Here is an 18,918-nt window from a genome sequence, read left to right on the forward strand (position 1 = left end):
CCGTCGGGTTCCCCCCTCAGCTCATCAGCGGCAGCAGCCCGGACAGGTCGGCCCGGTCGCCGCTGGCGCTGACCCGGGCGTCCGCCAGGGCCTCGGCCCAGCCGGTACGGCCCGTGGCGAGCCGGAGCCAGGTGAGCGGGTCGGTCTCCACCACGTTGGGCGGGGTGCCGCGGGTGTGCCGGGGGCCCTCCACGCACTGGACCACCGCGAAGGGCGGGATCCGCACCTCCACCGACCCGCCGGGCGCCTTCACCGCGAGGGCGTCGGCGAGCAGCCTGGTGCAGGCGGCCAGGGCCTGCCGCTCGACGGGGATGTCCAGGCCGGCGGCCCGGTTCAGGTCGTCGGTGTGGACCACCAGCTCCACCGTCCGGGTGACCAGGAAGTCGGCGAGGGTCATGTCCCCGATCCACAGGTCCATCACACGGCTGCCGGGGTTCGCCTCCAGGGCCTCGGCCAGCCGGGCGCCGGCCCGTGCGAACAGCTCGGGAACCGGAGCGCCCGTGAGGGTCTCACGGGCGGCCTCGGAGATCTTCCCGGCGAGGGAGGCGGTGGCGAAGGGCCACTCGACGGCGCTCAGCTCGGCGACGGCGGCCGGCGGCCGGGCCAGCCCCGCGGCGAGCGAGTCCGCGATCCAGGCGATGTGCCCGGCGAGGTCCCCGACGCTCCAGTCCCCGAGCCCACTGGGCAGCCCCAGCTGCTCGGGCCCCAAGTCCCCCACACCTTCGGCGACATGCCCGAACTGCGCGGTGACGGCCGCACGGATCTTCGCCTGGTCGTAGGTGCGCTGCTTCTTCTTGGCGGGCGACATGCCCCGACCCTACTGGGGCGGGGCGGCTGCCCGGCACGGCTGCCGGCACACGCGCCGAGGCCCCGCCCACAGGGTGTGGACGGGGCCTCGTACAGCCGGGGCGATCAGGCCAGGAGGGCCGGGATGGTCGCCTCGTGGGCCTCGCGGAGTTCGGCCAGGGGGAGGGTGAACTCGCCCTGGATCTCGATCTCCTCGCCGTCCACCACACCGATGCGGGTGGCGGGCAGGCCGCGGGCGCCGCACATGTCGGTGAAGCGGAGCTCCTCGCTGCGCGGGACCGACACGATGGCACGGCCGGCGGACTCGGAGAACAGGAACGTAAACGCGTCCAGGCCCTCCGGGACCACGATCCGCGCACCGTTGCCGCCCTTGAGGCAGGACTCGGTGAGCGCCTGGATCACGCCGCCGTCCGACAGGTCGTGCGCCGCGTCGACCATGCCGTCGCGGGAGGCGGAGATCAGGATCTCGGCGAGCAGCTTCTCGCGGCCCAGGTCCACCTTGGGCGGCATGCCGCCGAGGTGGTCGTGGACGACCTGGGACCAGGCCGAGCCGCCGAACTCCTCGGAGGTGTCGCCCAGCAGGTACAGCAGCTGGCCGGCCTCCTTGAACGCCATCGGCGTGCGGCGGTTGACGTCGTCGATCACACCGAGGACCGCCACGACCGGGGTCGGGTGGATCGCGGTGTCGCCCGTCTGGTTGTAGAGGGAGACGTTGCCGCCGGTCACCGGGGTGCCCAGCTCCAGGCAGCCGTCCGCCAGACCACGCGTGGCCTCGGCGAACTGCCACATGACGCCCGGGTCCTCCGGCGAGCCGAAGTTCAGGCAGTCGGAGATGGCCAGCGGCTTGGCACCGGTCGCGGCGACGTTGCGGTACGCCTCGGCCAGGGCAAGCTGCGCGCCCGTGTACGGGTCGAGCTTGGCGTAGCGGCCGTTGCCGTCCGTGGCCATGGCCACGCCGAGGTTGGACTCCTCGTCGATGCGGACCATGCCCGCGTCCTCGGGCTGCGCCAGGACGGTGTTGCCCTGCACGAACCGGTCGTACTGGTCGGTGACCCAGGACTTGGAGGCCTGGTTCGGGGAGGAGACCAGCGCCAGGACCTGCGCGCGCAGCTCCTCGGAGGTCTGCGGCCGCGGCAGCGCGTTCGCGTCGTCCGCCTGGAGGGCGTCCTGCCAGTCCGGACGGGCGTAGGGGCGGTGGTAGACCGGGCCCTCGTGGGCGACGGTGCCCGGGGGCACGTCCACGATCTGCTCGCCGTGCCAGAAGATCTCCAGGCGCTCGCCTTCGGTCACCTCACCGATGACGGTGGCGATGACGTCCCACTTCTCGCAGATCTCCATGAAGCGGTCGACGTGCTGCGGCTCGACGATCGCGCACATGCGCTCCTGCGACTCGCTCATGAGGATCTCCTCGGGCGAGAGCGTCGCGTCGCGCAGCGGGACGGTGTCCAGCTCCACGCGCATGCCGCCGGAGCCCGCGGAGGCCAGCTCGGACGTGGCGCAGGAGAGCCCGGCGCCGCCGAGGTCCTGGATGCCGGCGACCAGCTTCTCCTTGAAGATCTCCAGGGTGCACTCGATGAGGAGCTTCTCCTGGAAGGGGTCGCCGACCTGGACGGCGGGGCGCTTGGTGGGCTTGGTGTCGTCGAAGGTCTCGGACGCGAGGACCGAGACGCCGCCGATGCCGTCGCCGCCGGTGCGGGCGCCGTAGAGGATGACCTTGTTGCCCGGGCCGGAGGCCTTGGCGAGGTGGATGTCCTCGTGCTTCATCACGCCGATGCAGCCGGCGTTGACCAGCGGGTTGCCCTGGTAGCAGGCGTCGAAGACGACCTCGCCGCCGATGTTCGGCAGGCCCAGGCAGTTGCCGTAGCCGCCGATGCCCGCGACCACGCCCGGCAGGACGCGCTTGGTGTCGGGGTGGTCGGCCGCGCCGAAGCGCAGCGGGTCCACGACCGCGACCGGGCGGGCGCCCATGGCGAGGATGTCGCGGACGATGCCGCCGACGCCGGTGGCCGCGCCCTGGTAGGGCTCGATGTACGAGGGGTGGTTGTGCGACTCGACCTTGAAGGTGACCGCGTACCCCTGGCCGACGTCGACGACGCCGGCGTTCTCGCCGATGCCGACGAGCATGGCGTCGTTCTGCGGGACCTTCTCGCCGAACTGCTTCAGGTGGACCTTGCTGCTCTTGTAGGAGCAGTGCTCGGACCACATGACCGAGTACATGGCGAGCTCGGCGCCGGTGGGGCGGCGGCCGAGGATCTCGCGGATCCGGGCGTACTCGTCCTCCTTGAGGCCGAGCTCCTTCCAGGGCTGCGCCGCGTCCGGGGTTTCGGTGGCGTTCTTGACGGTGTCGAGGCTCATGCGCTGACCAGCTTCTTCAGGACCGACGTGAAGAACGGGAGGCCGTCGGTGCGGCCCGTCCCGATCAGCGGCTCGACCGCGTGCTCGGGGTGCGGCATGAGGCCGACGACGTTCCCCTCGGCGTTGGTGATGCCGGCGATGTCGCGCAGCGAGCCGTTGGGGTTCACGTCCAGGTACCGGAAGGCCACTCGGCCCTCGGCCTCCAGTTCGTCGAGCGTGCGCTCGTCGGCGACGTACCGGCCGTCCATGTTCTTGAGCGGCACGGAGATCTCCTGGCCGGCGGTGTAGTCGCCGGTCCACGCGGTCTCCGCGTTCTCCACCCGCAGCTTCTGGTCGCGGCAGATGAAGTGGAGGTGGTTGTTGCGGAGCATCGCCCCCGGCAGCAGGTGGGCCTCGGTGAGGACCTGGAAGCCGTTGCAGATGCCGAGGACGGGCATGCCGGCCCTGGCCTGCTCGATGATGGTCTCCATCACCGGCGAGAAGCGGGAGATGGCCCCGGCGCGCAGGTAGTCCCCGTAGGAGAAGCCGCCCGCGAGGACGACCGCGTCGACCTGGTGCAGGTCCTTGTCGCGGTGCCACAGCGAGACCGGCTCCGCCCCCGCGAGGCGGACGGCGCGCAGCGAGTCACGGTCGTCGAGCGTTCCGGGGAACGTGACGACACCGATGCGAGTGGTCACCCTCAGGCCTCGACCTTCACGGTGAAGTCTTCGATGACGGTGTTGGCGAGGAACGTTTCGGCCATCTTGTGGATGCGGTCGAGGGCGGCCTGGTCGACCGGTCCCTCCACTTCCAGTTCGAAGCGCTTCCCCTGGCGGACGTCGGCGATCCCCTCGAAGCCCAGGCGCGGCAGTGCACGCTGCACCGCCTGGCCCTGGGGGTCGAGGATCTCCGGCTTGAGCATGACGTCGACTACGACGCGTGCCACTGGCACTCCCGATGAGGTGGTTGGTGCAAGGCGGTTCCCTCAGCGTACCCGTCCGAAATTTCTACGCGGGTAGATATCGCCCGGGGTCACCCGGGCCGCGGTTTCGGCTTCACCAACGCTTCGCAAAATCCACCGGAAAACCACTCGCCCGGCATTGCGGCGGGACACGCGGGAGGAATTAACTGGGCTTCGCAATTCAATGGGAATCGCGGTACAAAGGAATCAGCCGGGGCCGTAACATTTGCCGCCTCACGGCGGGGACGGTTTGCCGTATTCCGCCGAAACCTCCACACAGGCGACATCACCGCACGTCAGCGCGCGGCGAGGCGCACGAAGGGACCGATATCCGTGGCGCAGCGCGTAGTAGTCACGATCTCCGACGACCTCGACGGCGGGGAAGCGGCGGAAACGGTGACGTTCGCCCTGGACGGTAAGTCCTACGAGATCGACCTCAATGTGGCGAACGCAGAGAAACTGCGGAAGAGCCTGGAGCCCTTCGTGGCCGCCGGCCGCCGCCAGTCCCGCTCGGGCAAGGCCTTCAAGCACACCACCGTCGCCCCGGACCCGGCGGTCGTCCGGGCCTGGGCCCGCTCCCACGGTCACGACGTGCCCCCGCGCGGGCGCATCCCGAAGGCGGTCTACGCCGCCTACAACGACGCCCACTGACCCCGGATTTGCCATGCACCCCCTCTGATCGGCTAGTGTGTGGATCACGCCGAGGGGCCAGGCCGAAAGGCCGGGAACCGAAGTCGTGCGGGTGTAGTTCAGTAGCAGAACACCCCCCTTCCAGGGGGGAGGCGCAGTGTGCAATCCCTGTCACCCGCTCTGCATCGCTTTACCGACCACGGTCGTGGATCAGGTAGAGTGAGGCACACAGTGAACGGCCCACAAGCCGTCGCTGGACATGCGGACGTAGCTCAGTTGGTAGAGCACCACCTTGCCAAGGTGGATGTCGCGCGTTCGAGTCGCGTCGTCCGCTCAGACGACAAAGGCCCCGATCTCCGATCGGGGCCTTTGTCGTTGCGGCGTACGGTCACGCCGATGTGGCGCAGCCCACTCCCGATGACAAATGTCATCGGGAGTCGTGACAGCGCGCACTGCTCCCCCGCCCGGCCCGCCGGGAGCCTTGGAACATGACCACCGACACAGTGATCCAGGCGCGGGGCCTCCGCCGCGGCTACGCCGGGGGCTTCGAGGCCGTGCGCGGCATCGACTTCTCCGTCGCCCGCGGCGAGGTCTTCGCCCTGCTCGGCACCAACGGCGCGGGCAAGACCTCCACCGTCGAACTGCTGGAGGGACTCGCCGCCCCCACCGGCGGCGAGGTCCGCGTGTTCGGGCTCGACCCGTACGCCCGCCGGGGTGAGGTCCGCCCGCGCACCGGGGTCATGCTCCAGGAGGGCGGCTTCCCCTCCGACCTGACCGTCGCCGAGACCCTGCGGATGTGGGGCGGGGTCACCACCGGCGCCCGCCCGGCCGGGGAGGTGCTGGAACTGGTCGGACTGGTCGCGCGGTCCTCCGTGCGGGTCAAGCAGCTGTCCGGCGGCGAGCGGCGGCGGCTCGACCTGGCGCTGGCCCTGCTGGGGCGGCCCGAGGTGCTGTTCCTCGACGAGCCGACCACCGGAATGGACCCCGAGGGCCGCCAGGACACCTGGGAGCTCGTCCGGGAGCTCCGGGCCCAGGGCACCACCGTGCTGCTGACCACGCACTACCTGGAAGAGGCCGAGTCCCTCGCGGACCGGCTCGCGATCATGCACGAGGGGGAGCTGGTGCTGGCCGGCACCCCCCGGGAGGTCACCGCGACCCGGCCGTCCCGGATCCGCTTCACCCTGCCCGACGGGGTGCCCGCCGGACGGCTGCCGCTGGCGCTGCGCGCCGCCGCCGACGGCCCGCACGTGGAGATCCGAACCGGCCGGCTCCAGGCCGACCTCACCGCGCTGCTGCGCTGGGCCGAGGAGGCCGGGGTCGAACTGGCCGGGCTCGACGCCCGCCACGCCTCCCTGGAGGAGGCCTTCCTGGAGATCGCCCGGAGCCGTCGCGGCGCGGCCGCCGGCGCCCACCGCACCGACGACACGACGGCGGGGACCCGATGAACGCGCTCGCCCTGGACCCCCGCCGGCTCGCCGCGCTGGGCCGGTCCGAACTGACCCTGCTGGTCCGCAACCGGGCCACGCTGAGCGTGGCCGTGCTGATGCCGGCGTCGATGGTCCTCGTCCTGCGCACGATCGCCGGCGGGGACACCGCGGCCGCCGTCGCCGAGGCCACCCTCACCGGGGGCATCGGGATGGTGCTGGTCCTCGTCGTCTACATGAACCTGGTCTCCGCCTACGTCGCCCGGCGCGAGGAGCTCGTCCTGAAGCGGCTGCGCACGGGCGAGGCCGGCGACCTGGAGATCCTCACCGGGACGGCGCTGCCCTCGGCGGTGATCGCCCTCACCCAGATCGCCGTCCTCGCGGTGGCCGGGGCCGCGGTGCTGGGCGCCCCGATGCCGCAGCACCCGGCGCTGCTCGTCGCGGGCGTCCTCGGCGCCCTGCCGCTGCTCGCCGGACTGGCCGCGCTGACCAGCGCCTTCACCCGGAACGTGGAGACCGCGGGACTGACGACGCTGCCGCTGTTCCTGGTGACGGCGATCGGCTCGGGGCTGTTCGCGCCGACGGACTCGCTGCCCGACGTCGTGGCCTCGGTGTGCGAACTGCTGCCGCTCAGCGGGGCGATGGCGCTCGTCCGGGCCGGCTGGAGCGGCGGGGCCGGGGGCTACGAGCTGCTGGGGGCCGCGCTCACCACGCTGGCCTGGATCATGGTCACGGTGTTTGCTGTCCAGCGGTGGTTCCGCTGGGAACCGCGCCGTTAGACGAGGGAAGAGCCGGGGGGACGGGCCGTGTCGAAGCTGACCGGGTGGTGGAAGAACCGCAGCAGTGCGGGCAAGGTCGAGGTGTACACGCGCTGGTCGTTCCACTTCTTCGTGCTCGTGGAGATCCTCTCCTTCGGGTCGATGGCCTTCACGGTCCGCGACCCGGCCTCCCCGAAGCCGCTGGCGCCCGCGGTGGCGGCCTTCCTCGCGGTGTGCGCGCACGCCCTGCTCGTCGGGTTCCTGTCCTCCAGGGCCCTGGACGGGGTGACCGGCCGGCGCGAACGGCCCGTGCGGCTCGCGGTGGCCACCTCGGTCGTCACGGCCGCCACCGTCCTGCTCCTCCTCGGCCTGCGCCGGTTCGGCTGGCTCCACGAGGCCGCGACGCCCGGACTGGTGGTCGGGGTGAGCTGCTTCGGCTGCGGATCCCTCGTGCTGACCCTGCAGAAGGTCCGCCACATGAGGCTCGTCCCCCTGGCCGCCGCCGTGGGGACCGCGGCGGCCGTCGCCGCGCTGGGCCTGCCGCTGGAGGAGGCCGTCGGGTACTTCATCGGGGTTCTGCTGACCTGCGCCTTCCTCGCCTTCACCTGCGGCTTCTCCGGATGGCTGCTGCGCACCGTCTACGAGCTCGACCAGGCCCGCGAGGTCCAGGCCCGGCTGGCGGTCGCGGAGGAGCGGCTGCGGTTCGGCCGGGACCTGCACGACGTGATGGGCCGCAACCTGGCGGTGATCGCCCTCAAGAGCGAGCTGGCGGTGCAGCTGGCCCGGCGCGAACGCCCCGAGGCCGTGGACCAGATGATCGAGGTGCAGCGGATCGCGCGGGAGTCGCAGAAGGAGGTGCGCGACGTCGTGCGCGGCTACCGCGAGGCTGACCTGGCCGTGGAGCTGGAGGGTGCGCGCGGGGTGCTCAGCGCGGCCGGGATGGACTGCCGGGTGGAGTTCGCGACGGCCGGGCGGGAGCTGCCGGGCGAGGTGCAGTCGGCGCTGGGCTGGGTGGTCCGGGAGGCGACGACGAACGTGCTGCGGCACGGGGACGCCCGCAGCTGCCTGATCCGGCTCACGGACCGGGAGGCTCCGGGCACCCTGACGCTGCTGGTGGAGAACGACGGGGTGCCCGACGCCCCGGCCGGACCGCCCGGATCAGGGCTCGCGGGCCTGCGGGAGCGGCTCGCGGCCGTGGAGGGGATCCTGCACGCCGGACCGGCCGGGGGCGGCCGGTTCCGGCTGCGGGCCGAGATACCCCTGGACGCACGACGAGTGGAGGTGCGGGCGTGAGCCCCGTACGGGTACTGCTGGCGGACGACGAACACCTGATCCGGGGCGCACTGGTCGCCCTCCTGGGTCTGGAGGACGACCTGGCGGTCGTCGCCGAGGCGGCCTCCGGGCCGGAGGCCCTCGCCATGGCGCGGGCGCACCGGCCCGACGTGGCGGTGCTGGACCTGCAGATGCCGGGGGCGGACGGTGTGAGCGTCGCCACGTCGCTGCGGACCGAGCTGCCCGACTGCAAGGTCATGATCGTGACCAGTCACGGGCGTCCAGGGCACCTGAAGCGGGCCCTCGCGGCGGGGGTGCGGGCCTTCGCCCCGAAGACGGTGTCGGCGCAGCGGCTGGCCGAGCTGATCCGTACGGTGCACGCCGGAGGCCGTTACGTGGACCCGGAGTTGGCGGCCGACGCGATCAGCGCGGGGGACTCCCCGCTGACGGCCCGCGAGGCGGAGGTGCTGGAACTCGCGGCCGACGGGGCGCCCATCGCGGAGATCGCGGAGCGGGCCCGGCTGTCGCAGGGGACCGTGCGGAACTACCTGTCCTCGGCCGCCATGAAGCTCGGCGCGGAGAACCGTCATACGGCAGTGCGTCTCGCCCGGTCCCGGGGTTGGGTATAGTAGGCATCGCGCTGAGGCGCACAGGCGGACATAGCTCAGTTGGTAGAGCACCACCTTGCCAAGGTGGATGTCGCGCGTTCGAGTCGCGTTGTCCGCTCAGTGAACGAAGGCCCCGATCGGTTGATCGGGGCCTTCGTCGTATCAGCTCCAGGTCTGGCCGGTGAGGCGCTCGTAGGCCTCGACGTACTTGGCGCGGGTCTGCGCCACGACGTCCTGCGGGAGGACCGGCGGCGGGAGCTCGCCCTTGGAGTCCCAGCCGGAGGCCGGGGAGGCCAGCCAGTCGCGGACGTACTGCTTGTCGAACGAGGGCTGCGTGCGGCCCGGCTGCCACTGGTCGGCGGGCCAGAAGCGGGAGGAGTCCGGGGTGAGGACCTCGTCCGCGGCGACGAGCGTGCCGTTGTCGAAGCCGAACTCGAACTTGGTGTCCGCGAGGATGATCCCGCGCTCGCGGGCGATGTCGCGGGCGCGGCCGTAGACGGCGAGGGTGGTCTGGCGCAGCAGCGCCGCCGTCTCGGCGCCGGTGGTGCGGGCGACCTCCTCGTAGGAGACGTTCTCGTCGTGGTCGCCGACCTCGGCCTTGGCGGCCGGGGTGAAGATCGGGGCGGGCAGCTCGGAGCCGTCGACGAGGCCCTCGGGAAGGGCGAGTCCGCAGACCGTGCGGGACTGGACGTACTCCTTGAGGCCGGAGCCGGTGAGGTAGCCGCGGGCCACGCACTCGACCGGGACCATGTCGAGGCTCTTGCAGACCAGCGTGCGGCCCTCCCAGTCGGCGGGGGCGCCGGCGGGCAGGTCGGTGCTGATGACGTGGTTCGGGACCAGGTCCGAGAGCTGCTCGAACCACCAGAGGGAGAGCTGCGTGAGGATGCGGCCCTTCTCCGGGATCTCGGTGGGCAGCACCCAGTCTGCGGCGGAGATGCGGTCGCTGGCGACCATGACGAGGTTGCCGTCCTCGCCGCGGTAGAGGTCGCGGACCTTGCCGGTGTGGAGGTGGACGAGGCCGGGCACCTGCACCGGCTCGGGCTTTTCGACGAATCCGGGCACGGGGTCTCCCTGTGGTTCTGTACGAGCGCGGGGCGCGGGACCATTCTCCCGCACGGGGTGCCGTGCCCGGGGCAGGGGGGGGTGGGCCGGTCGTGGGGCCGGTCCGGCCGCTCCGGGGTCGGGGCGTCCCGTCAGTCCCGCTTGCAGATCCGGTCGAGGAGGTTGGCGGTCGCCCGCTGGATCCGCTCGTCCACGTGTCCGGGGCGGTCCAGGGCCGGGGACCAGGCGAAGGTGCCGGAGGCGAAGACGAGGGCCCCGCCGGGGGCCCGGTAGAGGGAGGTCTCCTGGTGGCGCTTGGCGCCCTCGCCGTCGAGGTACGGGGAGTGGGCGAGCAGGATCCGGTCCTGGTGCTCGGGGAGCTGGGTGCGCGGGAAGTACCGGTCGGCCTCACCCGCGACCAGGCCGTCGAGCTCGTCGTTCTCGGCGGCGCCGGTGGAGTCCCAGAGCCAGTGCGTGGCGTTGCGGACGATCAGGGGCGCGGGTTCCGGGACCCGGCCCGCGTACTGGATGCCGAGCAGCTGCTGTTCCGGGCGGTCCACCTCGCGCCACAGGCTGGGGCGTCCGGGGCCGCGGCGTTTTCGGCAGGTCAGGAGCCGGTCGGGCACCCCGGAGGGGGAGGGGGCCAGCTCGACCTGCCAGTACATGGTGTTGGCGGAGAGGAAGACGAGCGAGGTGCCGCGGTCGCGGGCGCGCTCGACGGTGCGGCGCATGGGGAGCGACCAGTACTCGTCGTGCCCGGGGAAGACCAGGCCCCGGTAGCGGGTGGGGTCGACGCGGCCGGCGTGGAGGTCGCGGGTGTCGGCGTAGGCGAGGTCGTAGCCGTAGCGCTCGGCCCAGCGGATGAAGTCGTAGGCGTGGCCGACGTGCAGGGGCAGCCCGGCGCCCGCGTAGGGGCGGTCGAAGGAGACGGTGATGGCGGCGTCCCGCTCGCCGAGCAGCCGGCCCTCCTCGTCCCAGGCGTGGTACAGGCTGGCGCCGGTGTGACCGTCCTCGGGGTAGAGGTTGTAGGCCTGCCAGGTGATGTCGGGGAGCAGGAGGAGCAGGTCCGCGGGATGGTCGTCGCGGACCGTGAAGGGGATGTGGGAGCGGTAGCCGTCGGCGGTGGTGAGGACGGCCACGTACGCGCCGACGCTCCAGTACGAGGGGATCTGGAGCCGCCAGGACTGCCACCAGTGGTGGCAGGAGACCGTGCGGTCGGCGGTGAGCGGGGGCGGCTGGACGATGCCGGACAGCCGGGGGCTGGTGGTGATCTTCGAGGCGCCGTCGCCGCCGTAGTGGCCGATGCGGTAGACGTCGACCTGGAACTGCTGGGGCGGGTCGACGGTGATGTGGAAGTCGATGGCCTCGCCGGGGGCCACGGCTCCGGTGGAGCTGAAGCCCTTGATCTGCCGGCGCACGTCGTCGGCGGTACGGGGGCCGCCGCCACGGTGGGCACCGGGCTTCTGGCCGGGCGCCAGGGCGGGGTCCACGTACCAGGGGACGACGTGGCCCGTGTCGTCGAAGTACAGCTCGCTGCCCCGGAACCAGGGCAGCGGGCCCTGGCCGAAGGGGTCGTTCACCGCGTGCGCGAGCGCACCCGACTCCCAGCGCCGGATCTGGTCCGCACCCATTCCGCTCCCCTCCCTCGCTCCCCCGAACGCGTTCTCGACACGGTGGCGCGGGCCGGGTTCGGACACCCGCGTCGCGACCGGTCCCAGCACATCACATAACGCACTCACTCCGTCACCGTTCGTCGTGAATTGACGGGAATGGAACCTGAGGCGCCGCTTTGCATGGCGCGGCGGGTTGGCGCCGGGGTGGCCCGCGGTGGCGCGGAGCCCTTGCCCGGCCGGGCGTGCCGGCGGGCTCGGCGGCGTACGGGGGCACCTGCCGCCGGAGCGGTACGGCGGGCGGGCAGGGCGGGGGGATGGCCGGGACCGGCGCCGGGGCGGGGCGACGGGCGGCCGGGCCGGGGGATGACCGGGACCGGCGCCGGGGCGGGGCGACGGGCGGCCGGGCCGGGGGCTGACCGGGACCGGCGCCGGGGCGGGGCGCTCAGACGAGGCGGACGGGCTTCTCCGGGCGGACGCCGAGCTCGGCGAGCCATTCCCGCAGGGGCTCCGGGTCCCCGTCCTCGACGAGGGAGAGCACCCGGGCGGCGAGGTCGGCCCGCCGCTCGCCGCCGACCAGCAGCACCGGGCCGTCCAGCCAGTCCAGTCCGGGGTCGGCCCCGGCCGAGTCCACGGCCGCGCAGCAGACCAGCGCGGTGACGTGGTCGGCCAGCAGGTCGCGGCCGCTGCGCGGGGGCTGGAGCGGGAACAGGGGCAGGGTGTCGGCGCCCCCGGACCGGCCGCCGGTGCCTGCCGTACGGGCTCCGGCGGTACGTTCCTCCCGCGCGAGGTCCCCGCTGAGCCGGCCGGCGAGGGCCTCGCCGGCGGCGCCGTCCCCGGCGGGGTCCGTGAGGTAGCCGAGCACCCGCTCCAGCGTCGGCCCGCCGAAGGCGTCGGCGGTGGCGGGCGGCTTCGCCGGGGCGGGCGCGGAGGGGGCGGAGTGCGTGGAGGGCGCGGGCCGGGCGGCGGCCGGAGCGGGGGCCGCCGACTCCGGGCGGGGCGTGCCGGAGGCGGCGGGGAGGCCCGGGCCCGCCGGGACGGACAGGGCGTCCAGGGCGGCGTGGAGGCGGGCCGCCTCCGTACGCCACTTGCGGTCGACGACCTCCTCCGGGTAGGCCGCCCAGTCCACCGGCGACCAGTCCGGGCCGGCCTCGGCCGGACCGCCGTGGAACAGCCGGGCCGCCAGCAGCGAGGCGGCCTCGTCGATCATCCCGGGCTGCTCCAGCAGGTCGCAGGCGGGACGCTCCCCGAGCCGCGAGGCGAAGCCTTCCGCCAGCCGGTCGCGCCGGGACAGTTCGGTCAGGGCGGAGACGACCCCCGCGTCGAGGTGCGCGGGCCAGCGGCCCATCCGCCAGGCGGGCAGCGCGACCCGGGTCAGCAGCCGGTCCCAGCCCGCGTAGGCCAGGCCGACCTGCTCCTGGGCGACGGTGCGCATCCCCTGGTCCACCCCCTGTGCGCGCTCCGAGGCGGCCGCGGCCACCCCGCGCTCCATCTCGGCGGCGTCCTGCCCGCACAGCCGCAGCAGCAGCCGGGCCGGGCGGCCGACGAGCCAGCCCAGTCCGGGCCGGCCGCCGACGTCCGCCGCGGCGTCGAGGCCTCGTACGAAGCCGCGGGCGTCGGCTATGTCGGGGTGCGCGGAGGGGCCCGTACCGGCGACGACGGGGGCGAGGAGGGCGCGCAGCTCCGCGACGCGCATCCACCACAGGAACGGCGAGCCGATCACCAGCACGGGGGCCGCGCCGGGCTCCGACTCCGGGCCGGCGGATATCCCGCCCCGGCGGTGCGCGCCGTGGCTGCGGTCCTCCAGCCAGCTGTCGCAGTCGGGGGTCAGGGCTATCGCGGAGGGCGCGGGCACGCCCATCCGGTCGGAGAGGTCCCGTACGAGCCGGTACAGGTCGGGCGCCGCGGCCTCGGGCAGCGGCACGGTGGGCGTCACGGCGGGGCTCGCCCGCAGCACCACGGCGCCGAAGATCCCGCCCGCCAGCAGCACGAGCACGGCCACCGCGCAGACGGCCAGGGTCACGGAGGGCCAGGGGTCGCCGGCCAGCCGACCCGTCAGCCGGGCGGTGACCAGTACCACGGCGAGGGCGGCGGGCAGCAGCACGGCCGCCATCGCCCGGCTGCGGACCCGCAGCACGGCGAGGGCCCGGGAGCGCGCGGACGGCACGCCCACTTCTGCGATCGAACCGGTTCCGGACATGGCCGGACCTCACCCCCTCTGCCCTGCGGCGGCTTTGCTCACTCCCCCACTGTGACACCCGCCACTGACATCGCAATGCCGGTGGGCCATGTGCCGGAATGCTTGCGCCGCACCCTAGTTGGGGCGCACGCGGCCGTCAGGCGGACAAGGGGACCATCACCCGATGGAATGGCTTTGGGTAAAGGTGGGTGCACTCGAGCGCCGCTGGAGGCAGGCGCACGCGGGCGCACGCGAGGGCCCGGCGCGCGCGGTCGCGCACCGGGCCCCCGGTGGCCCACAGGCCTGCTGGTCAGCGCCCCTCGGCCGCCTTGGCGGCGATGTCCGTGCGGTGCTGCGCACCGTCGAGGCGGATCCGCGCGACGGCCTTGTACGCCCTCTCGCGCGCCTGCGCCAGGTCGGAGCCGGTCGCCGTCACGGACAGCACGCGGCCGCCCGCGCTGACGACGGCGTCGCCCTCCTGCCGGGTCCCGGCGTGCAGCACGTAGGCCTCCGGCCCGTCCTCGGCGGCCACCTCGGCGAGGCCCTCGATCGGGTCGCCGGTGCGCGGGGTGCCGGGGTAGTTGTGCGAGGCGATGACCACCGTGACGGCGGCCTCGTCGCGCCAGCTCAGCGGCGGCAGCGCGTTCAGGGTGCCGTTCGCGGCGCCCAGCAGCACGCCCGCGAGGGGGGTCCGCAGCCGGGCGAGGACCACCTGGGTCTCGGGGTCGCCGAAGCGGGCGTTGAACTCGATCACGCGGGTGCCGCGGCTGGTGAGGGCGAGGCCGGCGTACAGCAGCCCGGAGAAGGGGGTGCCGCGGTGGCGGAGCTCGTCCACGGTCGGCTGGAGGACGGTCTCCAGGACCTCGTCGACCAGCTTCGGGTCGGCCCACGGGAGCGGGGAGTACGCGCCCATGCCGCCGGTGTTGGGGCCCTCGTCGCCGTCGAGCGCGCGCTTGAAGTCCTGCGCGGGCTGGAGCGGCAGCACGGTGACGCCGTCGGTGATGGCGAAGAGGGAGACCTCGGGGCCGTCGAGGTACTCCTCGATGACCACGCGGTCGCATCCGGCGGCGTGCGCCCGGGCGGCCTCGCGGTCCTCGGTGACCACGACGCCCTTGCCGGCGGCCAGGCCGTCGTCCTTGACCACGTACGGGGCGCCGAAGGCGTCGAGCGCCGCATCGACCTCCTCGGCGGTGGTGCAGACGTAGCTGCGCGCGGTCGGGACGCCGGCGGCGGCCATCACGTCCTTGGCGAAGGCCTTGGAGCCCTCCAGCTGCGCCGCCGCGCCGGACGGGCCGAAGACGGGGATGCCGGCCGCGCGGACGGCGTCGCCGACCCCGGCGACCAGCGGCGCCTCCGGGCCGACGACGACCAGGTCGGCGCCGAGTTCGCCGGCGAGCGCGGCGACCGCGGCACCGTCGAGGGCGTCGACCGGGCGCAGCTCCGCCACCTCGGCGATGCCGGCGTTGCCGGGGGCGCAGTACAGCGCGGAGACGTCGGGGTCGAGGGACAGAGAGCGGCACAGGGCGTGTTCGCGGGCGCCGCCGCCGATGACGAGGACCTTCACGCCGCCCAGGGTAGCCCGGACGGCGTGGCCGGTTTCGTGCGGCCACCCATATACCGGGCGTCTACTCGTTCGTGTATTCCTCCACAACGGTCGCTCCGAGCTCGCGCACGATCAGGTCGTGTCCGGTCAGGGCGCTGTCGACGAGGTCGGGGTCGTCCGCCTCGGGTACGTCGTCCTCGGGGGCCACCGGCGGGGGCGCCTGCTGCGCAGGGGGCTGCGGCGCGGGGGCCGCCTGCGGGGGCGGCGGCTGCGGCGACTGCTGCTGGGGCGCGGGGGCCTGCGCCGGCGGCGGGCTGTACGCGGGCGCCGGGGGCGGGCTGTAGGCCGGGGCCGCCGGGGCTCCGTAGGAGGGCGCCGACGACGCGGGGCCCCCGCCGCCGACGACGGCGTCGATCTTCCAGTGGACCTGGAACTGTTCGGCCAGCACCGCCTTGAGGACGTCCTCGCTGCCGCTGCTCGCGAAGTTGTCGCGGGCGCCGGGGTTGGGGAAGCCGAGCTGGAGGGTGGTCCCGTCGAAGCCGGTGACCTGGGCGTTCTGGCTGAGCAGGATCCAGGTGAAGCGGCGGCGGTTCTTCACGGCCTCCAGTACGCCGGGCCACATCGCCTGCACCTGGCCGACCCCGGCCGCCATCTCGGGTGAGGGCGCGGCGGGGGCGGGCGCGGCGGGACCGGCCTGCGCCGGGGCCGGGGCGGGCGCGGGGGTCCGTACGGGGGCACCGCTGCCGGGCGCGGCCGCGGTGGGCCAGGCCCCGGCGGCGGGCGCGGCGGCGCCCGCACCGGCGCCCGGCCAGGCCCCGGGAGCGGAAGCGGAGGGAGCGGGAGCCGCAGCGGGGGGAGCACCGGCGCCGGGCTGTGCCGCCCCGGGCCACGCCCCGGGCGCCTGCGCGGGGGCACCGCCGCCCGGCTGGGCGGCGCCGGGCCAGGCGCCGGCCGCCTGCGCGGGAGCGGCCGGAGCCGGGGCCTGTATGGGCGCCGGGGCCGGTACCGGGACGGAAGCGGGGGCGGGGGCAGGAGCCGGAGCCGGTACGGGCTCTTCCGCGGACGGGCGGACGGCGGCGCGCGCGGCGGCGACCCCGCCCGCCGGGCCGGCCGGGGCCATGCCGTGCGCGTCGGGCGCGGGCACGTAGCCCATGGCGGGCACGGCGGCCGGGGCCGCCAAGGCGGCGCCGGCGCGCGGGCCACTGCGCTCCAGCCGGTCGAGCCGGGCCTGGACGGACCGCTCGTCGTCGAAGGCGGCCGGGAGCAGCACCCGGGCGCAGATCAGCTCCAGCTGGAGGCGCGGCGAGGTGGCTCCGCGCATCTCCGTCAGGCCGGCGTTGACCAGGTCGGCGGCGCGGCTGAGCTCGGCGGCGCCGAACACCGACGCCTGCGCCTGCATCCGCTCCACCACGTCGGCGGGGGCGTCGATGAGCCCCTTCTCCCCGGCGTCGGGCACGGCGGCCAGGATCACCAGGTCGCGCAGCCGCTCCAGCAGGTCGGCGACGAAGCGGCGCGGGTCGTTCCCGCCCTCGACCACCCGGTCGACGACCTCGAAGGCGGCGGCCCCGTCCCCGGCGGCGAAAGCGTCCACGACGGAGTCGAGCAGCGACCCCTCCGTGTACCCGAGCAGGGAGGTGGCCATGGCGTATGTCACACCCTCCTCGCCCGCGCCGGCGAGGAGCTGGTCCATGACGGACATGGAGTCACGCACGGAACCGGCACCGGCGCGCACGACGAGCGGGAGCACCCCGTCCTCGACCGCCGCCCCCTCGCGCCCGCACACGTCCCCGAGGTACTCGCGCAGTGTCCCGGGCGGCACGAGCCGGAAGGGGTAGTGGTGCGTACGCGACCGGATCGTCCCGATGACCTTCTCGGGCTCGGTGGTCGCGAAGATGAACTTGAGGTGCTCCGGCGGCTCCTCGACCACCTTGAGCAGGGCGTTGAAGCCCGCCGAGGTGACCATGTGGGCCTCGTCGATGATGTAGATCTTGTAGCGGCTGGACGCAGGCCCGAAGAAGGCCTTCTCGCGCAGGTCGCGGGCGTCGTCGACACCACCGTGCGAGGCGGCGTCGATCTCGATCACGTCGATGGACCCGGGGCCGTTGCGCGCCAGGTCCCGGCAGGACTGACACTCGCCACAGGGGTCGGGGGTGGGACCCTGCTCACAGTTGAGGCAGCGGGCGAGGATGCGCGCGCTGGTCGTCTTTCCACACCCGCGCGGCCCGCTGAACAGGTACGCGTGGTTGACCCGGTTGTTCCGCAGGGCCTGCATCAGAGGGACAGTGACATGCTCCTGCCCGATGACCTCGGCGAACGACTCGGGGCGATAGCGGCGGTACAGCGCAAGGGACGACACGTCTACGAGGTTATCCGGGCCCACCGACAACAGCCGCCCGCCGCCGCCCCCGGAACGCAAAGGGCCCCCCACGCACCCGCCAGAGCCCACTTACCCTTGCTGCCTTCCGGCCCTGGGGGAGTTGGGTGAGATAGCGCCACGTGAGGGGCTGGGCCCCACAGTAGCGGATGGAACCCCCCGGAATCGAGCCCGCCCCGGCCGCCCTCCCCCGACCCGACCCCTGATCCGGATCGTGTTCGCGAGCACCCCTCAACGTCTTGTATTGTTTGCGGCGGAGGATTCGCCTAGAGGCCTAGGGCGCACGCTTGGAAAGCGTGTTGGGGGCAACCCCTCACGAGTTCGAATCTCGTATCCTCCGCACTCGCCCGCCAGGGCAAACGAAGGACCCGACCGCTCAGCGGCCGGGTCCTTCGTCGTTCCGTGGTTGCAGTTTTGGTTGCAGTTCCCGGCTAGCGCCCGTCGAGGACAGCCCGGCACACGTAGCAGTACATGGCGGCGTTCCGCCCGTAGCGCCGCATCAGCTGGCCGCAGCCAGCGCACAGCCCGAGCTCCCACGGCGGACACCCCAGCGCTGCGGAGGCGGCGGCGCGTTCCACGGTGGTGATCCGCATCGGGTCGCGGGAGCGCTGGACCGGCATGCGGGGAAGCGTGAAGCCGCCGGTCGGCTGGTCGAGATAGCGGACGGGTCGGCCGTCGCTGACGAACCAGCCCTCCTCTCCGGCTCGGCAGGCGCGGTCGATCTCCTGCTCGGCGAAGGTGATCACGTCGTCCTCGTCCTCGGCCGGGGCCGTCGGGAGAGGAGTCTTCTCACCGATGAGCTCCTGCCACAGCGCGCGGCCATCGGCCGAGACCCACATGTGCCGACCGGCGCGGCCTCTCCCTCGGTTGGGCACGTAGACCGGGACGCTGTCGCCCGTCGCGCTCTGCAGGACCAGGTCCTCGATGTGGACGGGCTTCCGCTGCGGGAGACACAGCGCGGGCACAAACCAATCCGCGTGAATCGCGCCACAGTGACCGGCGCCCTCGCTGATGACGCAGTGGCGCTCGCTGCTCGGGACACACTTCTGACTTCGAGGTGCCTGTAGCCACCGCGGATCACCATCTCCTTGCCGTCGGCGATGTCCTTCCACGGCATGTCGTCGACCCGCGCCCAGGGAGCCCGGTCGATCAGGGAGACCGTCCGGTCCTTCGCCACCCAGAGCGGGGTGATGCCGTGCTCCCTGGCGTTGACCGAGCGCCGGTGGACGCTGCTCGGACTGAGGTGGTGGTACTGGATCTCCCAGCCGATCCGTATGCCGCCGGGCCCGACGACGACGGCGTCCGAGACGCTCCGCCGGTTGGCCATGGGAACCTCGGCCTCGGCGCCCAGGCCGTACCGCGCGGCGGTCTCGACGA

Annotated in this window: 15 protein-coding genes, 4 tRNA genes and 1 other RNA gene; 9 read left to right on the plus strand and 11 right to left on the minus strand. The window is 73.6% G+C overall.

Going from position 1 to position 18,918, the window contains the following annotated elements:
• Nucleotides 1-16 precede the first annotated feature (16 nt).
• The 4 genes from ACFY15_RS32530 to purS form a co-directional block, all read right to left on the minus strand.
• Complete coding sequence (locus tag ACFY15_RS32530) at nt 17-808, minus strand: sterol carrier family protein (RefSeq protein WP_390686016.1); 792 nt, start codon at nt 806-808, stop codon at nt 17-19.
• A gap of 104 nt (nt 809-912) precedes the next feature.
• Nucleotides 913-3,162 carry a phosphoribosylformylglycinamidine synthase subunit PurL gene (gene purL, locus ACFY15_RS32535; protein ID WP_390686017.1) on the minus strand — a complete coding sequence of 750 codons (2,250 nt, stop codon included), beginning with the start codon at nt 3,160-3,162 and terminating at the stop codon, nt 913-915.
• Nucleotides 3,159-3,839 carry a phosphoribosylformylglycinamidine synthase subunit PurQ gene (gene purQ, locus ACFY15_RS32540; protein WP_031156354.1) on the minus strand — a complete coding sequence of 227 codons (681 nt, stop codon included), beginning with the start codon at nt 3,837-3,839 and terminating at the stop codon, nt 3,159-3,161. The genes purL and purQ overlap by 4 nt, the downstream gene beginning before the upstream one ends.
• A 2-nt stretch (nt 3,840-3,841) precedes the next feature.
• A complete protein-coding gene (purS, locus tag ACFY15_RS32545) occupies nt 3,842-4,093 on the minus strand; it encodes a phosphoribosylformylglycinamidine synthase subunit PurS (RefSeq protein WP_008740952.1) in 252 nt (83 codons plus the stop codon).
• Between the two features lie 342 nt (nt 4,094-4,435).
• On the opposite strand from purS, the gene ACFY15_RS32550 reads away from it, so the two are divergent.
• From ACFY15_RS32550 to ACFY15_RS32585, 8 genes are all read left to right on the plus strand, one after another.
• A complete protein-coding gene (locus ACFY15_RS32550) occupies nt 4,436-4,753 on the plus strand; it encodes an Lsr2 family protein (RefSeq protein WP_390686018.1) in 318 nt (105 codons plus the stop codon).
• Nucleotides 4,754-4,840: 87 nt separating this feature from the next.
• Nucleotides 4,841-4,912 (plus strand) — tRNA-Gly (locus tag ACFY15_RS32555).
• An 81-nt stretch (nt 4,913-4,993) separates the two neighbouring features.
• Nucleotides 4,994-5,066, plus strand: a tRNA-Gly gene (locus tag ACFY15_RS32560).
• 154 nt (nt 5,067-5,220) lie between these two features.
• Nucleotides 5,221-6,177 (plus strand): ABC transporter ATP-binding protein, encoded by a 957-nt coding sequence (locus tag ACFY15_RS32565; protein WP_390686019.1) that lies wholly within the window; start codon nt 5,221-5,223, stop codon nt 6,175-6,177.
• Nucleotides 6,174-6,935 carry an ABC transporter permease gene (locus ACFY15_RS32570; protein WP_390826579.1) on the plus strand — a complete coding sequence of 254 codons (762 nt, stop codon included), beginning with the start codon at nt 6,174-6,176 and terminating at the stop codon, nt 6,933-6,935. Before ACFY15_RS32565 ends, ACFY15_RS32570 begins: the two co-directional genes overlap by 4 nt.
• A gap of 27 nt (nt 6,936-6,962) precedes the next feature.
• Entirely contained in the window at nt 6,963-8,207 is a 1,245-nt protein-coding gene (locus ACFY15_RS32575; protein WP_390686021.1) for a sensor histidine kinase, read from the plus strand.
• Nucleotides 8,204-8,815, plus strand: coding sequence for a response regulator transcription factor (locus ACFY15_RS32580; RefSeq protein WP_390686022.1), 612 nt, complete (start codon nt 8,204-8,206; stop codon nt 8,813-8,815). Before ACFY15_RS32575 ends, ACFY15_RS32580 begins: the two co-directional genes overlap by 4 nt.
• A 24-nt stretch (nt 8,816-8,839) precedes the next feature.
• A tRNA-Gly gene (locus tag ACFY15_RS32585) sits at nt 8,840-8,912 on the plus strand.
• A gap of 44 nt (nt 8,913-8,956) precedes the next feature.
• On the opposite strand, the gene ACFY15_RS32590 is transcribed toward ACFY15_RS32585, so the two are convergent.
• The 6 genes from ACFY15_RS32590 to ffs form a co-directional block, all read right to left on the minus strand.
• Nucleotides 8,957-9,856 (minus strand): phosphoribosylaminoimidazolesuccinocarboxamide synthase, encoded by a 900-nt coding sequence (locus ACFY15_RS32590; RefSeq protein WP_390686023.1) that lies wholly within the window; start codon nt 9,854-9,856, stop codon nt 8,957-8,959.
• Between the two features lie 131 nt (nt 9,857-9,987).
• Nucleotides 9,988-11,466: a N,N-dimethylformamidase beta subunit family domain-containing protein gene (locus tag ACFY15_RS32595; RefSeq protein WP_390686024.1), complete on the minus strand. Its 1,479-nt coding sequence runs from the start codon at nt 11,464-11,466 to the stop codon at nt 9,988-9,990.
• Nucleotides 11,467-11,890: 424 nt separating this feature from the next.
• The gene (locus ACFY15_RS32600; RefSeq protein WP_390826580.1) at nt 11,891-13,645 is read right to left on the minus strand and encodes a hypothetical protein; all 1,755 of its coding nucleotides are present in this window, start codon (nt 13,643-13,645) and stop codon (nt 11,891-11,893) included.
• A 289-nt stretch (nt 13,646-13,934) separates the two neighbouring features.
• Nucleotides 13,935-15,188, minus strand: a complete 1,254-nt coding sequence (purD, locus tag ACFY15_RS32605; protein ID WP_390826581.1) for a phosphoribosylamine--glycine ligase — start codon at nt 15,186-15,188, stop codon at nt 13,935-13,937.
• 61 nt (nt 15,189-15,249) lie between these two features.
• Nucleotides 15,250-17,523, minus strand: coding sequence for a DNA polymerase III subunit gamma and tau (locus ACFY15_RS32610; protein ID WP_390826582.1), 2,274 nt, complete (start codon nt 17,521-17,523; stop codon nt 15,250-15,252).
• A 57-nt stretch (nt 17,524-17,580) separates the two neighbouring features.
• Nucleotides 17,581-17,675: signal recognition particle sRNA small type (gene ffs, locus ACFY15_RS32615), an RNA gene on the minus strand.
• Nucleotides 17,676-17,796: 121 nt separating this feature from the next.
• Here ffs and ACFY15_RS32620 point away from each other — a divergent pair.
• Nucleotides 17,797-17,881: transfer RNA gene (locus tag ACFY15_RS32620), tRNA-Ser, on the plus strand.
• Nucleotides 17,882-17,972: 91 nt separating this feature from the next.
• Here the strand turns inward: ACFY15_RS32620 and ACFY15_RS32625 are convergent.
• Nucleotides 17,973-18,506 (minus strand): hypothetical protein, encoded by a 534-nt coding sequence (locus ACFY15_RS32625; RefSeq protein WP_390826583.1) that lies wholly within the window; start codon nt 18,504-18,506, stop codon nt 17,973-17,975.
• Between the last annotated feature and the right edge of the window lie 412 nt (nt 18,507-18,918).

Source organism: Streptomyces sp. NPDC001373, from assembly GCF_042895815.1.
Lineage (GTDB): Bacteria > Actinomycetota > Actinomycetes > Streptomycetales > Streptomycetaceae > Streptomyces.